This is a genomic window from Parasphingomonas halimpatiens, assembly GCF_036663795.1.
Classification (GTDB): Bacteria; Pseudomonadota; Alphaproteobacteria; order Sphingomonadales; family Sphingomonadaceae; genus Sphingomonas.
In genome coordinates this window covers 13,113-27,193 of sequence record NZ_JAXOJP010000033.1, presented here as the reverse complement: position 1 = coordinate 27,193, position 14,081 = coordinate 13,113, and the positions used below count along the sequence as shown (strand labels likewise).

At 68.0% G+C, this 14,081-nt stretch carries 12 protein-coding genes; 7 read left to right on the top strand and 5 right to left on the bottom strand.

Annotation, left to right across the window (positions count from 1 at the left end):
* Positions 1–11 precede the first annotated feature (11 nt).
* The gene (locus tag U1839_RS22140) at positions 12–896 is read right to left on the bottom strand and encodes a tyrosine recombinase XerC (RefSeq protein WP_332805744.1); all 885 of its coding nucleotides are present in this window, start codon (positions 894–896) and stop codon (positions 12–14) included.
* An 81-nt stretch (positions 897–977) separates the two neighbouring features.
* Here U1839_RS22140 and U1839_RS22135 point away from each other — a divergent pair, with 81 nt between their 5' ends.
* The 4 genes from U1839_RS22135 (at position 978) to U1839_RS22120 (ending at position 7,830) form a co-directional block, all read left to right on the top strand.
* The gene (locus U1839_RS22135) at positions 978–2,423 is read left to right on the top strand and encodes a diguanylate cyclase domain-containing protein (protein ID WP_332805743.1); all 1,446 of its coding nucleotides are present in this window, start codon (positions 978–980) and stop codon (positions 2,421–2,423) included.
* A 36-nt stretch (positions 2,424–2,459) separates the two neighbouring features.
* Complete coding sequence (locus tag U1839_RS22130) at positions 2,460–4,628, top strand: primosomal protein N' (RefSeq protein ID WP_332805742.1); 2,169 nt, start codon at positions 2,460–2,462, stop codon at positions 4,626–4,628.
* Between the two features lie 80 nt (positions 4,629–4,708).
* Complete coding sequence (locus U1839_RS22125) at positions 4,709–6,220, top strand: S1C family serine protease (RefSeq protein WP_332805771.1); 1,512 nt, start codon at positions 4,709–4,711, stop codon at positions 6,218–6,220.
* A 68-nt stretch (positions 6,221–6,288) separates the two neighbouring features.
* Positions 6,289–7,830 (top strand): tetratricopeptide repeat protein, encoded by a 1,542-nt coding sequence (locus U1839_RS22120; protein WP_332805741.1) that lies wholly within the window; start codon positions 6,289–6,291, stop codon positions 7,828–7,830.
* A gap of 7 nt (positions 7,831–7,837) precedes the next feature.
* Here the strand turns inward: U1839_RS22120 and U1839_RS22115 are convergent, their stop codons facing one another.
* The 3 genes from U1839_RS22115 to ada all read right to left on the bottom strand — a co-directional run bounded on the left by U1839_RS22115 (position 7,838) and on the right by ada (position 10,286).
* Positions 7,838–8,713 (bottom strand): CPBP family intramembrane glutamic endopeptidase, encoded by an 876-nt coding sequence (locus U1839_RS22115; protein ID WP_332805740.1) that lies wholly within the window; start codon positions 8,711–8,713, stop codon positions 7,838–7,840.
* A gap of 68 nt (positions 8,714–8,781) precedes the next feature.
* A complete protein-coding gene (locus U1839_RS22110; protein ID WP_332805739.1) occupies positions 8,782–9,252 on the bottom strand; it encodes a DUF1203 domain-containing protein in 471 nt (156 codons plus the stop codon).
* Positions 9,249–10,286, bottom strand: coding sequence for a bifunctional DNA-binding transcriptional regulator/O6-methylguanine-DNA methyltransferase Ada (gene ada, locus U1839_RS22105; protein ID WP_332805770.1), 1,038 nt, complete (start codon positions 10,284–10,286; stop codon positions 9,249–9,251). The genes U1839_RS22110 and ada overlap by 4 nt, the downstream gene beginning before the upstream one ends.
* A gap of 152 nt (positions 10,287–10,438) precedes the next feature.
* Between ada and U1839_RS22100 the strand changes: the two genes are divergently transcribed.
* The gene (locus U1839_RS22100; RefSeq protein ID WP_332805738.1) at positions 10,439–11,773 is read left to right on the top strand and encodes a metal-dependent hydrolase family protein; all 1,335 of its coding nucleotides are present in this window, start codon (positions 10,439–10,441) and stop codon (positions 11,771–11,773) included.
* Positions 11,774–11,850: 77 nt separating this feature from the next.
* Here U1839_RS22100 and U1839_RS22095 read toward each other — a convergent pair whose 3' ends face one another.
* Entirely contained in the window at positions 11,851–12,531 is a 681-nt protein-coding gene (locus U1839_RS22095; protein WP_332805737.1) for a hypothetical protein, read from the bottom strand.
* Positions 12,532–12,756: 225 nt separating this feature from the next.
* Here U1839_RS22095 and U1839_RS22090 point away from each other — a divergent pair, with 225 nt between their 5' ends.
* On the top strand, positions 12,757–13,731 hold the full coding sequence (locus U1839_RS22090) for a hypothetical protein (protein ID WP_332805736.1): 975 nt from the start codon (positions 12,757–12,759) through the stop codon (positions 13,729–13,731).
* A 3-nt stretch (positions 13,732–13,734) separates the two neighbouring features.
* Positions 13,735–14,076, top strand: coding sequence for a hypothetical protein (locus U1839_RS22085; RefSeq protein WP_332805735.1), 342 nt, complete (start codon positions 13,735–13,737; stop codon positions 14,074–14,076).
* The last annotated feature ends 5 nt before the right edge of the window (positions 14,077–14,081 follow it).

Below are 14,081 nucleotides of genomic sequence, written 5' to 3'. Positions count from 1 at the left end.
CAAGCGCGCGATTACGCCCGCGGATGCGCGTTGCGGTACACATCGAGCAGATGCGCCGCGTCGACCTGGGTATAGATCTGCGTCGAACTGAGGCTGGCATGGCCGAGCAGTTCCTGCAGCGCGCGCAGATCGGCACCGCGGCCGAGCAGGTGCGTCGCGAAGGAATGGCGCAGCGCGTGCGGCGTGGTGCGTTCGCCCAAGCCAAGACGCCCGCGCGCGCCCTGCACGGCCCGACGGATCAGCGCCGGTGACAGCGGGCCGCCCTTGGCGCCGCGGAACAGCGGTTCGTCGCGTTTCACCGGCCAGGGGTTGAGCGCGACATAGGCCTCGATCGCCTCGCGCACCTGCGGGAGCAGCGGCACGATGCGGGTCTTGTCGCGCTTGCCGGTGACGCTGATCGTTGCGCCGAGCGGCATGATCTTCGCGGCCAGCCCGACCGCCTCGCCGATGCGCAAGCCGGCACCGTACAGCAGCAGCAGCACCGCCCAGTCGCGCGCGCCGATCCACGGTTCGCGCGCATCGTCGGCAACATCCTCGGCCAGCGCGACCGCCTCGTCGGGCGAGACCGGGCGCGGCACGCCCTTCTTGACACGCGGCCCCTTGAGGCGTGGCGCGCCGCTCTCCCCAGCGAAGAAGGTCAGGAAACCGCGCACCGCCGACAATTCGCGCGCCGCCGAGGCGTTTCCCAGTCCCTCGCCGCGACGCTGCGCGAGATAGGCGCGCAGGTCAGCGGCGGTGACCTGGCCGAGCGCCGCCGCATCGACCGCGCCGCCCCAATGCCCCGACAGAAAGCGCGTCAACCGCTCCGCCGTGGCCTGATACGCCCGCACGGTATGCGGCGAACGCCGCCGGTCGCGCGCGAGATGCCGGGCCCATTCTGCAGCGAGATGATCCATGCCGTCACATAACCGGCCAATTTGGCGGTTGATACAACCAGATTTTAAGCTCGACGGGTGCAGCAAGGTGCGATGAAACCGATGCGCCCCACCGACTTCGCGCCGATGACGGGCGAGACCGCGCGTCTGGCCGTGCTTGCGCAGCTCGGGCTCGACAATGCCACGCCCGAAGCGGAGCTCGACGCGATCGTCGCGCTCGCCGCGCGCGTGACCGGTTGCCCGAATGCCGCGCTGTTCATCGTCGGCGAAGACAGCGCCTGGGCCAAGGCCCGCTTTGGCATCGACGCGCTGGTCAGCCCGCGCCAGCACACCTTTTGCGACGTGGTGATCGCCGATGGCGCGATGCTGCTGGTGCGCGATGCGCGCGCCGATTCGCGCTTTGCCGCCAATGTCAGCGTCGTCGGCGCCGCCGCGACGCGCGGCTATGGCGGCGTGCCGATCACCGTTGCCGAGCAGCGCATCGGCGTGCTGTGCGTGCTCGACCCGACGCCGCATTTGCTCGACGACCAGCAACAGGACGCGCTGCGCCAACTCGGGCTGGTAACCAACGCGCTGATCGAAAAGCGCCTGTCGATACGCCTCGCCGAGGAGGCCGCGCGCGACAGCGCCGCCGCGACGCGACGTTATCGCCGCCAGGGCCGCACCTTCCGCCAGGCCGAGCGCCTCGCCAAGGTCGGGTCGTGGCGCTATCGACTCGATGACGGCCAGCTCGAATGGTCGGACGAGATCTATCGCATCCACGGCCTCCAGCCGGGCGAACTGCCGCCGATTGGCCGGGCGCTCGATTTCTATGCCCCGCATGAGCGCGCCAGGGCCAATGAAGTGATCCTGCGGACGATCGAGCATGGCGACCCGTTCGACGTCGAGGCCGATTTCATCACCGCCAAGGGCGAGCACCGCCGCATCCGCACCGTGGGTGAGCTGGAGACCGAGCACGGCCGGCCGCTCGCGATCATCGGCGTGATGCAGGACGTGACCGAGCGCTACAAGCTCGAACAGAGCCTGCGCGTTTCGGCCAATATCGACGAGGTCACCTCGATCGCCAATCGCGCCAGCTTCAACCGCGCGCTGGAAGTGGCGATGATGCGCGCCGGGGAGCGCCGCTCGCGCCTGATGCTCGCGGTGATCGATCTCGACGATTTCAAGGTGATCAACGACACGCACGGCCATCTCGTCGGCGACGACGTGCTCCGCGTCGTAGGTGCGCGGCTGCGCCAGCCCTGGCTGTGCGGCAGCTTCGCCGCGCGACTCGGCGGCGACGAATTCGCCTTGATCGTCGAGGACGAAGCGCTCGCCGCGAATCCCGCCGCCTTCGCCCGGCGACTGTCGCGCGCGCTGGCCAGCCCGGCAATTACCATGGCGGGCGATATTCCGATTTCGGGCACGGTCGGCACCGCGCTGCTCAGCGACGATATCGAGGCGATGCGCGACCTGATGCACGCTGCCGACAGCGCGCTCTACGAAGGCAAACGCCGCCGCCGCGCGGTCGCCGACAGCATGGTTCTTCCCCGCGCCGCCAACGAATAGTTCACGCGGGCGCGATCGATCGCCATATGGGCGGCAATGTCCCGCGCGCGTGTCCTTGTCATGAACTCGGCCCTCGGCCCGCTCGATTACCGCGTGCCGCACGGCATGCAGGTCGAGCCGGGCTCGATCGTCGTCGCCCCGCTGGGCCCGCGCCAGCTGCTCGGTGTGGTGTGGGAGGCCGAGCGCATGCCGTCGGATGCCGAGGTCGGCGACAACCGGCTGCGCAACCTGCTCGGCGTCGCGCCCGTGCCACCGATAGCGGCGCCGCTGCGCCGGCTGATCGAATGGACTGCGGACTATTATCTCGCGCCGCCCGCCGCCGTCGCGCGGATGGCGATGCCGTCGAGTTCGGCGCTGGCCGGCGCGCGCACCGTCACCGAATATCGCCCGACCGGGCTCGTCCCCGAGCGCCTGACGCCGCAACGCGCACAGGCGCTCGAACGGATCGCCGGTCGTCAGGGGCTGATTCGCGAGCTCGCGCTGGCCGCCGACGTGTCGGACGGCGTAATCCGCGGACTGGTCAAGATCGGCGCGATCGAGGCGGTCGAGGTCGATATCGACAGCCCCTTCCCGCGCCCCGATCCCGATTTCCAGCAGCCCGCGCTGTCGCCCGACCAGCGTGCCGCCGCCGGCACCTTGGTCGACGATGTCGTCGCGCACCGTTTCCAGCCGACGCTGCTCGACGGCGTCACCGGCTCGGGCAAGACCGAAGTCTATTTCGAGGCGGTGGCGGCGGCGATCCGCGCCGGACGGCAGACGCTGGTCATGCTGCCCGAAATCGCGCTGACCGAACCGTTCCTCACGCGTTTCGCCGCACGTTTCGGCTGCGCGCCGGTGGCGTGGCATTCGGGGTTGCGCCAATCGCAGCGCCGCCGCGCGTGGCGTGCGATCGCCAGCGGCGAGGCGCTGGTCACGGTCGGGGCGCGGTCATCGCTGTTCCTGCCCTATGCCAATCTCGGGCTGATCGTCATCGACGAGGCGCACGAGACGAGCTTCAAACAGGAAGAGGGCGTGCATTATCACGCTCGCGACGTCGCGGTGATGCGCGGCAAGTTCGAGACCTGCCCGGTGATCCTCGCCTCGGCGACGCCGGCGATCGAGACGCGCCAGCAGGTCGAGATCGGGCGCTATGCCGAATTGAAGCTGCCGGGCCGCTGGGGCGCCGCCGAGCTGCCGTCGATCCAGGCGATCGACCTGTTGCAGGAGCCCCCCGAGCGCGGCCGCTGGATCGCGCCGCGACTGCTAAAGGCGCTCGAGGAAACGCTCGAACGCGGCGAGCAGTCGCTGCTGTTCCTCAACCGCCGCGGTTATGCCCCGCTGACTTTGTGCCGCACCTGCGGCCACCGCTTCCAATGCCCCAACTGCACCGCCTGGATGGTCGAGCATCGCCTCGTCCACCGCCTCGCCTGCCATCATTGCGGGCATGTCGAGCCGGTGCCGCGCGCCTGCCCGGAATGCGGCAACGAGGATACTTTGGTCGCGGTCGGCCCCGGCGTCGAACGCATCGCCGACGAGGTGCGCGCACTGTTCCCGCTCGCCAAGGTCGCGGTAATCACCTCCGACACGATCTGGTCGCCGGCCAGGGCGGCCGAGTTCGTCGCGCGGATGGAGGCGCACGACATCGACATCATCGTCGGCACGCAGCTCGTCACCAAGGGTTATCATTTCCCCAACCTCACGCTGGTCGGGGTGATCGACGCCGATCTCGGGCTCGGCGGCGGCGACCTGCGCGCGTCGGAGCGCACCTTCCAGCAGATCATGCAGGTCTCGGGGCGCGCCGGGCGCGCCGCCAAGCCGGGGCATGTCTATATCCAGACGCACAGCCCCGATGCGCAGGTGATGCGCGCGCTCGTCTCGGGCGATGCCGAGGCCTTCTACGTCGCCGAAACCGAGTCGCGCCGCGAGGCCGGCGCGCCACCGTTCGGGCGCTTCGCCGGGATCGTCGTGTCGAGCGAGGAACAGGGCGCTGCGCACGACATCGCCAAGCTGATCGGCCGCACCGCGCCCGAGATCGACGGCATGCAGGTCTATGGCCCGGCCCCTGCCCCACTCGCCATGCTGCGCGGGCGTCACCGCTACCGCCTGTTGATCCACGCCCGCCGCGCGCTCGACGTACAGGACGTGATCCGTGCCTGGCTCGGCGCGCTCGACTGGCCGGCCAAGGTGCGTGTCGTCGTGGATGTCGACCCGTACAGCTTCGTTTGAGGAATCGCGCGGGGAAGGCGCTTGAACGGGTCTTCGAATTGCCCGACAGCGCGCTTATGGTGCACGACATGGTCCGGACGATGATGCGGTGGCTTCTCCTGCTGGCGGCGCTGACCGGCTTTGCCGGCGTGGCGCACGCCGACGACATCTCGGCCGCCGGGCGCGGCGTGGTGCGTGTCGTCACGGTGGCGATGGTCGACGACAAGGTGGTCGGCTTCGGCCATGGCAGCGGCTTCGCCATCGCGCCCAACCGCATCATCACCAATGCGCATGTCGTCGAGCTGGCCAAGCGTTATCCCGACAATGTCGTGATCGGCATCGTCCCGTCGGAGGGCGCCAAGAGCTATGAGGGCAAGGTCATCGCGATCGATGCCGCGCGCGACCTCGCGATCATCGAGTTCACGGGCACGCACCTGCCGACGCTGGCGCTCTATTCGGGGCCGGTCGAGGAGGGCAATCCGGTCACTGCCCTGGGTTATCCCGGCAATGTCGACGTCGCGACGGCGCAATCGGCGGCGGATTACATCCACCCGCTCAGCCCGATCCGCTCCGAGGGCGTGTTCTCGGGGCGCCGCGCGCTGTCGGGCACGCAGGTGCTGCTGCACACCGCCGGCATCGCACGCGGCAATTCGGGCGGGCCGTTGCTCGATCCGTGCGGGCGCGTGATCGGGGTCAATTCGGCGATTACCCAGGCAGCGGAGGGCGACAGCAGTTTCGGCTTCGCCATCGCCGATTCGGAACTCGCCAGCTTTCTCGCCCAGGCCAGGCAGAAATATGTCGCGCTCGGCACGCCCTGCACCAGCATGACCGAGTTGATGAAGCAGGACAGCGACGTCGAGGCGCGCGCCAAGGCCGATGCCGATCTCGCGCGGCGTGAAGCGCAGGCGAAGAACGCGCTCGCACGCGAGGTCGCGCTGGCCAAGGCGCGCGACGATGCCGAGCGCAGCCGCGAGAATGTCATCGCTATTGCCGCCGTCCTGCTGGTCGCCGGGGCGCTGGCGATCGGCGGGGCCGGGTTGCTCGAGGTCAAGGACCGGCGGCGCGAGGCGATCTGGGCGCTGGCCGGGGGTGGCGTGTTGATGCTCGCATCGGGCGTGGTGTTCTTCCTGCGCCCGAGCGGCGCGATCGCCCCGGCCCCGACCCCCGTCGCGACGGCGACCGCGCCGGCCTATTCGAGCGCCGCGATCGGCAAGCTCGTCTGCACCTATGTCCCCGAGCGCAGCCGCGTCGTGTCGACCGCCGTCGCCGATCTCAATCTCGACTGGGGCACGGCAGGGTGCGTGAATGGCCGCACCCAATATGCCGAGAATGGCAGCAAATGGGACCGCGTGCTGGTACCGTCGGAAGAGCAGACCGTTTCGGTGCTGCAATTCGATCCGGCGACGCGAAGCTATGTCTCGATGCGCTATTTCCTCGCCGCCGGGCAGATGGACGCGCTGCGCAAGATCCGCGCGCAGGTGACGCTCAAGGCCTGCTCGACCGATGAGGCCGCGCGCGCCAACCTCTCGCAGCAACAGGCCGCGATGCGCACGCAGCTACCGACCTACCCCAATGAGAAGATCGTCTATGCCTGCCGGCCGGATGGCCATTGAAGCGGGCGGGAAATCGCCTAGACTGAGCCCTGCAAGGCGCTGAACCGCCGGCATATTGGGGGTTGGTTATGCGCGCAATTCTGGCCGCGATCGCGGCGTTGCTCTGTGGCGTGGCGGCCCCGGCCGCCGCCGACTGGCACGAGGCCCGGACCAGGCACTTCCTGATCTATTCGCAGGATTCCGATGCCAAGCTGCGCAAGTTCGCCGAACGGCTCGAATCGGTCCATGCGCTGATGCTGATGGCGACCGGGGTCCGTGAGGAAGCGCATCCCTATCCGGTCCGCGTCTATGTCGTCGCCGGCGTCAAGACGGTGCAGAGCTACATGGAAAAGCCCGACAGCAATGTCGCGGGTTTCTACCGTTCGCTGGCGGCGGGGCCGATTGCGATCACGCCGCAGAACACCGGCGGGGACGACAGCAGCTTTTCGCCGCAGGTCGTGCTGTTCCACGAATATGCGCATCACTTCATGCTGCAATTTTTCCCCTCCGCCTACCCCGCCTGGTATGTCGAGGGTTGGGCGGAACTGGTCTCGACGGCCTCGTTCGAAAAGCCCGGCGTGATCAGCTATGGCAAGGTCGCCGACCACCGTCGCTACGAGCTCGATCTATCCTCCTTCCACGTCAAGGCGTCGCGGCTGGTGTCGCTGCGGCAGAAGGATCTTGGCGACGAAGAGCGAGCGCGGTTCTATGGGTCGAGCTGGCTGCTGACGCATTATCTCACCTTCGATCCGGCGCGGCACGGTCAGCTCGCTGCCTATCTCACCGCCTTCAACGCCGGCGCATCACCGAGCGAGGCGGCCAAGGTCTTCGGCGACCCGCGCGGCCTCGACCGCGATCTCGACAAATATCTTGAAGCGGCGAGCTTCACCTACCGACAGCCGCCGATTCCGCCGGAGATTGCGCGCGGCGTGACGATCCGCCCGTTAGCGCCCGACGAAGCGGCAATGCTTCCCTATGCGCTCGAATTTACCAAGACGATGAAGCCCGATGCCGCCAAGGCCTTTGCGGCGCGGGTCGAGGCGGCGGCGGCGGCATTCCCCGATGGCGCGGCCGCGCAGCAACTCGCGGCGCAAGTCGACCTCGATGCCGGACTGCTCGACCCGGCGGAGCGCGAAGCGGCACGCGCGGTGGCGCTCGCCCCGCAGAGCGCGCGGGCGCATTATTATCTCGGCGCGGTGCGGCTGGAACGGGCGAAGAGCGCCGAGGGCGACAAGCGCACGGCGCTGATCGCCGCCGGCAAGAGCGAGGTACTCGCCGCCAACCAGCTCGACGCCAATGATCCGCTGCCGCTGCTTGCCTTTTACGAAAGCTTCGGCATCGCGCAGCAGCCGCCTTCCGACGCCGGCCGCGCCGCGCTCGCGCGCGCGGTCGAGATCGTACCGCAGGATGGCGGCGCGCGCATGACCTATGTCTATGACCTGATCATGCACGGCCAGAAACAGACCGCCGCACGCATGCTCAAGCCGCTTGCCTATGACCCGCATGGAGGCAGCGGATCGGCACGCGCGCTGAAGATGCTCGACATCCTCGAAGGACGCGCGACCGGCGACCCGCTCAATGTCCAGGTCACCGAAGAGAGCGACACGCCCAAACCGAAATCGGGCAACTGAAGCGCCGTCAGGCGACGCGCGGTTGTCGCCAGAACGGCACGACGAAGCCGCCACGGCGATAGGCGACGATCACCATCGCAATGCCGAACCCCGTCGCCACGACGATCGCCGGCAAGGACGCCTCGGCACCGAAGGCGCCGCCGGTCAGCAGATCGGGGCCGGTGATGCGTGGCCGAAGGATGCCGTCGGTAGCGTTGCCCGATATGGCGATGCCGTAAATCCCGCCCTGCGCGAAATTCCACGCCGCATGAACGCCGATCGCCGCCCATAGCCGCCGCGTGATGAGGTAGATCGCGGCGAGCATGATCCCGGCCTCGAGCGCGATCGCGGCGCCGGCGAGCAAGGTCGCATTCTCGTTGCCGAGGTGCAGCGCACCGAACAGCGCCGCCGACAATGCCAGCGCGATCCACGTGCCGAGCCATTCCTCGACAAGCCGGAAGAACCAGCCGCGAAAGATGATCTCTTCGGTAAAACCCGAGACGATGGCGATGGCGAGCGCCGGCAGCAGCACGGCCGGTCCGCGTGTGCCGATCACGCTATAGCCGCCGAGCAGCGCGATCACCGCGACGACCGCGGAGAACAGCAGCAGGCCGGTGAGAATTCCCCCGGCGAACTCGAGCGGTGCGCCGCGCAGCGCGAATTCGCGCACCGGCCGGCGTTCGATCACGCGGCAGAACAGCGCATAGGCACCGACGAAGATCGCCGCGACGCAGCTCGCAACGATGACCGCGCGGGCATTCCCCAGATGCGGCCCGATCAGCTTGCCCACGCCGCGCGAAATCAACAAGGCCCCGACAATGAAGGCGAAGGCAACCAGCAATCGAAACATCGGATGGCGGGCGATCTTGGCCAATATGCCCGCCCTGGCTTCGTTCGTCGTCATGCTGCCCGCTCCACTGTGTCGTAGCAGCATAACTCACCCGCAGGGGATCGCAATGTCTTTGCCGCTGATCAGCGGCGGTCGATGCGGGCCGCGAAGCACCCGGGCTTGGCGAAATGAGCATGGAGATAGGCGACCTGCGGGTCGTTCAGCATGCGCCGGATCGTGACCTCGGCCTCGCGCCCATCGGCGAGATCCGCATCGACCATCATCCCGCCATCGTCGAACGCGCGAAGCGACAGCGTGCGGGTGCGAAACTGGTCGGGGAGCGAATCGCGATATTCCGCTGGCTCGGCGGCATCGGCGCGGACATAGACGGCGTGGCGCGACCGAAATGGCGATGCTACCGGCAGATGCTCGAAATTGGCGAGGATCAGCGTCTCGCCCGGCTCGGCATCGACCAAGGACACCCGGCACGGAAAGCCGGGCTTGCTGGTTGCCACCACGCGACGGACATCGCACGCCTCGAGCGCGTCGTCATCCAGCGCGAACAGCGGCGCGAAGGGCGCGGGATCGAGCCCGCGCAACACGAAACTGCTCATGCCACGCCCTCGCGCTTGAGCAGCGTCAGCTTGCGATCGACGCCATAGGCATAGCCGCCGATGTTGCCGTCGCTTCGCTGCACGCGGTGGCAGGGGATGACGATCGGCACATGATTGGCGCCGCACGCCGACCCCGCCGCGCGCACCGCGCCGGGGCTGCCGGCAAGCGCGGCGAGCTCGGCATAGCTGCGCGTCTCGCCGAACGGGATCTGCCGCAACGCCTGCCAGATCGCTTCCTGGAAGGCGGTGCCCTGCACGTCGAGTGGCAGGTCCTGGTCGCGCTCGGGCGATTCGACCGAAGCGACGACCTTTGCCGCGAGATCGGCCAGCGCGGCGCCGCCCGGCATGATCTCGGCATGGGGAAAGCGCGCGCGCAGCGCCGCCTCGTCCTCGTCGAACGATACGCGGCACAACCCCTTGTCGGTCGCCGCGACGAGCATGGCGCCAAGGCTGGTATCGGCGATCGTCCAGCGGATCGTCACCCCCGCCCCGCCCTTGCGCCACGCGCTGGGCGTCATGCCGAGGCGCCGGGCGCCGCCTTCGTAGAAGCGGCTCGGCGCTGAATAGCCGGCTTCGTAGATTGCCTGCGTCACACTGGCCTCCTCGATCAATGCCTGCCCGACGCGCCGCGCCTTGAGACCGCGGGCATAGGCCGCCGGGGTCACCCCGGTGGCGCGCTTGAACAGGCGATGGAAATGATGGGGCGCATAGCCGACCGCAGCGGCGAGATCGTCGAGCGCGATGACGTCCTCGGCCGCCTCGATCATCGCCACAGCGCGCGCCACCGCGACGCGGTCGCGGCCGACCTCGTCGGGCTTGCAGCGCAGGCAGGCGCGATATCCCGCCGCGCGCGCCTCGGCACCGTCGCGGTAGAAACTGACATGCTCGCGCCTGGGATGGCGCGCCGGGCAGCTCGGTTTGCAATAGATGCCAGTGGTCTTGACCGCGCCAACGAAGCGGCCGTCTTGCGCGCGGTCGCGCGCTGCGAAAGCGGCCCAGGCGATATCGGGATCGATGGTGATGTCGTGCGTCATGCCACGGATATAGGCCATAGCGCCGGTCGCCACATCCCGAGGATTGCGGTCAAACCGGGGCGCCGCAATGCGTGATTGTTGCGGGGGCAACGCGTGCTTGTTGCGGGGGGCAGGTTCAGCTTCTACGCACGAGCTTTCGAAAAGGGGCGATCATGAAAGCACTGCTCTGCGCGACAGCCGCGCTGTTGACGACCGTGGCGATGCCGGCGGAGGCGAAAGACGTCGTGATTCATGCCGGCACCTTGATCGACGGCACCACCAATGCGCCGCGTCACGAGGTGACGATCGTGATCCATGACGATCGCATCGTCGCGGTCACGCCGGGCTTCAGCACCCCGGCCGGCGCTGAGGTGATCGACCTGTCGACTGCCACCGTGCTGCCGGGTCTGATCGACACCCATGTCCATATCACCAGCCAATTCGACGGCGGCGACCCGGTGCGCGAGATGGTCACGCAGACCGATCTCGACGCCGCCTACAAGACGCCAGCCTATGCCCGCGCCACGCTCGAGGCGGGCTTTACCACCGTCCGCGACGTCGGCGGGGCGACCGATCTCGTCGTCGCGATGAAACGCGCGATCGCGCGCGGCGAAATCGCCGGGCCGCGTTTATGGGTCTCGGGCGCGCCGCTCGGCCCGACCGGCGGACATGGCGACTCCCATTCCGGGCTCGATCCCGCCATCTCGCAGCCGCAATGGAACGAGGCGCTGGTCGACGGGGTCGACAGCGCGATCCGCATCGTCCGCGATCACCGCCGGCGCGGTGCCGACCTGATCAAGATCATGCCCTCGGGTGGCGTGCTGTCGGTCAATGACGATCCCGCGCTGCAGTTGATGAGCGATGCCGAGATCACCGCCGTGGTCGAGACCGCCCACGCGCTGGGGATGAAAGTCGCGGCGCACATCCACGGCCGCGAGGCGATTGCCCATGCCGTCGCACTGGGCGTCGATTCGGTCGAGCATGGCAGTTATGCCGGGCCCGAGAGCTACGCCTTGTTCAAGACCCACGGCACCTATCTCGTCCCGACGCTGCTGATCGGCCAGCGCGTCTACGAGATCGCCAAGACCAACCCCGAGCAGCTCCCACCGTCATCCGCCGCCAAGGCGCTAGCGGTTGCGCCGCATCTCAAGTCCAATCTTGCCGCCGCCTACAAGGCCGGGGTGAAGATCGCATTCGGCACCGACCAGGGCCTGGTCGCGCATGGCCGCAACGCCGGCGAGTTCGCGCTGATGGTCGAGGCCGGCATGACGCCCACCGATGCGATCCTGGCCGCCACGCGCAACGCCGCCGACCTGATCGGCGACAGCGTCGATATCGGGTCGGTCCAGGCCGGCCGCTTCGCCGATATAATCGCGGTGCCGGGTGATCCGCTCGCCGACGTGACGCGGCTCGAGCATGTCGCCTTCGTGATGAAGGGCGGCGTGGTCTATCGGCGCGACGATCGGGACACCGGCGCCGGCGGTGTTGCGAGCACGACCGGCCACTGATTGGCGAACCCCGCGTCGGTGAGGCATGGCGAGGGGGCGAGATGCTGGCGAACGGTCGGCGCCTCCCCCGGCGCCGCTTATTTTGCCCTAACCGTACGCATGCTCTGGGCAATGGCGCGAGCCCCGCGCAACAGGGTGGCGATCGCAGCCGGGGCGAGGTCCTTGCCGTAACGCGCGATCGTCACGACCTTGCCGCCGACCGATGTGATGCACACGCCGGTTGGCTGGAGGTAACTGATGCCGGCGCCCGTCACATTGACCTGCCCACCCATGTAAGCGCAGACATCGTCATGGCCGAGCGGCTTGATCATGCCCTTGATTTCGACCTTGGTGCCGAGAACCTGGCTGAGATCGGCCCCGGCATCGCCCTTTTTCATTGCCGCCGCATAGCCTGCAACGGCAACGGGATTGTCGAACTCCGCACCCAATTCCTTGATCAGCGTCGGGCGGTCCACGACCGGCATCAGCATCGAGGTCGGCGTCTTGATCAGCGTATAGTCGTTGACCCCGGCGCCAATGCTGCCATCGCATTGTTTCAGCGTGGCATGGGTGACTGCACCCTTGTCACCCGCGGCGACGAGTTGCGCGACTGCAGCGTCCCTCCCGGTCGGGATGCAATAACCGGGCGGCAAGGGCATCGTCAGCGCAACCCCGCCGATGGAGAAGTCGACCGACGGCGGCGGCGGCGGTGCCGGCGCCGGCACCGGCGCGGGTGCCACCACGGGCGATGCCAACGCCATTGCTATCAACTGCCACATCGTCCGTCCCCCCTTGCGATGCCCCGCAACGGCGCATCATCCCAAGTCACTGCTGCAACTTGCAGATCGGATGGCGGGATGTCCACGGGCCGCGACGTCGATCATCCGTACCGCCACATGCTGCCCGGATCAGGCCACGCGGCAACTCGAACCGTTTCGATAGTCATCACCATTGGCATTCGCGCCGCGCTTGCGCGATGATTGAGGCGACACGGGAGATGATCGATGCGGTCGCCAATCACGACTCTTGTTCTTGCCATCGCGACGGTGTCGCTCGCGGGGTGCGCCACCGCGCCGCGCACCGATGCCGGCCTGATCGCCGATGCCGGGATCAAGGCCACCGGGACGCTACAAAGCGACGTGGATACGCTCGCCGCGCACGTCACCTCGGCCGACGTCACTGAAGCGTTCACCCAGCGCTGGCAGATATGTGCCGTGCCGGCGAATTGCGGCGTGTCGGTCCCGATCGACCAGCATCTGTTCGACGAGCGACGCAAGCTTGCCGAGGTCATCCAGTTGCGCGCGAAAGCGCTCGGCGCGCTGGGTGAGGCCTATGGCGCGCTCAAGCAGGAGGCTGATTATGATGCGCGCGCTGACGCTACTTCGGCGACCAACGACGCGGTCAGCGCGGTCAATGATTTTGCCGGCAACGTCTTCGCCCTGGCCAGGGCGCCGATCCCGGCACCGGTCGTCGCGCTGGCCGGCGATGTGGCGGGGATCATCGCCGACAGCCGCCAGCGCCATCGCATTCTCGCCGCGAACGCGAAATTGCGCGAGATCGCCCAGCGGCTCCATGACGGCCTCAAGCAGGAAGCCTTTGTGTTCGACACGGTCGCTGCATCGACCGAGCGGCAGCGATCGGCCGCGAAGATCGCGCTGTTTCAGGCCGGGTTGATCCCCGGCACGACATTGCTCCAGCCGATGGTCAACTCGCTCGGCGTGACGCTGAACCCCGGCGCCGACGGGATGATCGCAAACTCGCCGGCCTTGCAGGCGGCAACGATCGACACTGCGCGAGCACAATCGGCGGCCGAGACGGTCGCAATACAGGGTCGCTACCAGGCGTCGCTCGCCGCGCTGGAAGCATTGATCGCCGAGCAGGATCAGCTTGGCGCCAAGGGCGGCGTATCGCTTGCCGAGGTCGATCGGTTGCTGGGGACGATCGTCGCAAGCCTGCAGGCCGGCAAAGGGGGACATTGAGCCATGACGACAAGCCCGCATGATCGCCTGATCGAGGTCTATCAGAGTTACAGCGACGCCTATGCGCGCCGCGCCGACGATCTCGCCGCGGCACAATCGCCCGATCAGATCCGTGCGATCCTCGCCAACGTCAACGCGCTCGAGGCAAGCTATCTGGAGGCCGCGCGCGCGGCGCTGGACGCGACCGGCGCTGTCGTAGAACAGGCCTATGCCGATGCCCGGGACGCGCGCGCGGCGGTCGACGCGGCCTATCAAGGCGCCAGGGACATCGTCGAAAAGATCCACTTGGTCGGTAGCCTGGCGAACAAGGCGAACGCGCTGGTCAAGGCGGCGGGCGGCGCCTGAAATCT

Excerpts from the sequence above, each read along its gene's own strand:
- U1839_RS22135 (WP_332805743.1), top strand. The coding sequence starts at position 978 with ATGCGCCCCACCGACTTCGCGCCGATGACGGGCGAGACCGCGCGTCTG.
- U1839_RS22095 (WP_332805737.1), bottom strand. The coding sequence starts at position 12,531 with ATGTGGCAGTTGATAGCAATGGCGTTGGCATCGCCCGTGGTGGCACCC.
- U1839_RS22110 (WP_332805739.1), bottom strand. The coding sequence starts at position 9,252 with ATGAGCAGTTTCGTGTTGCGCGGGCTCGATCCCGCGCCCTTCGCGCCG.
- U1839_RS22085 (WP_332805735.1), top strand. The coding sequence starts at position 13,735 with ATGACGACAAGCCCGCATGATCGCCTGATCGAGGTCTATCAGAGTTAC.
- U1839_RS22100 (WP_332805738.1), top strand. The coding sequence starts at position 10,439 with ATGAAAGCACTGCTCTGCGCGACAGCCGCGCTGTTGACGACCGTGGCG.
- U1839_RS22125 (WP_332805771.1), top strand. The coding sequence starts at position 4,709 with ATGATGCGGTGGCTTCTCCTGCTGGCGGCGCTGACCGGCTTTGCCGGC.
- ada (WP_332805770.1), bottom strand. The coding sequence starts at position 10,286 with ATGACGCACGACATCACCATCGATCCCGATATCGCCTGGGCCGCTTTC.
- U1839_RS22115 (WP_332805740.1), bottom strand. The coding sequence starts at position 8,713 with ATGACGACGAACGAAGCCAGGGCGGGCATATTGGCCAAGATCGCCCGC.
- U1839_RS22120 (WP_332805741.1), top strand. The coding sequence starts at position 6,289 with ATGCGCGCAATTCTGGCCGCGATCGCGGCGTTGCTCTGTGGCGTGGCG.
- U1839_RS22140 (WP_332805744.1), bottom strand. The coding sequence starts at position 896 with ATGGATCATCTCGCTGCAGAATGGGCCCGGCATCTCGCGCGCGACCGG.
- U1839_RS22130 (WP_332805742.1), top strand. The coding sequence starts at position 2,460 with ATGTCCCGCGCGCGTGTCCTTGTCATGAACTCGGCCCTCGGCCCGCTC.
- U1839_RS22090 (WP_332805736.1), top strand. The coding sequence starts at position 12,757 with ATGCGGTCGCCAATCACGACTCTTGTTCTTGCCATCGCGACGGTGTCG.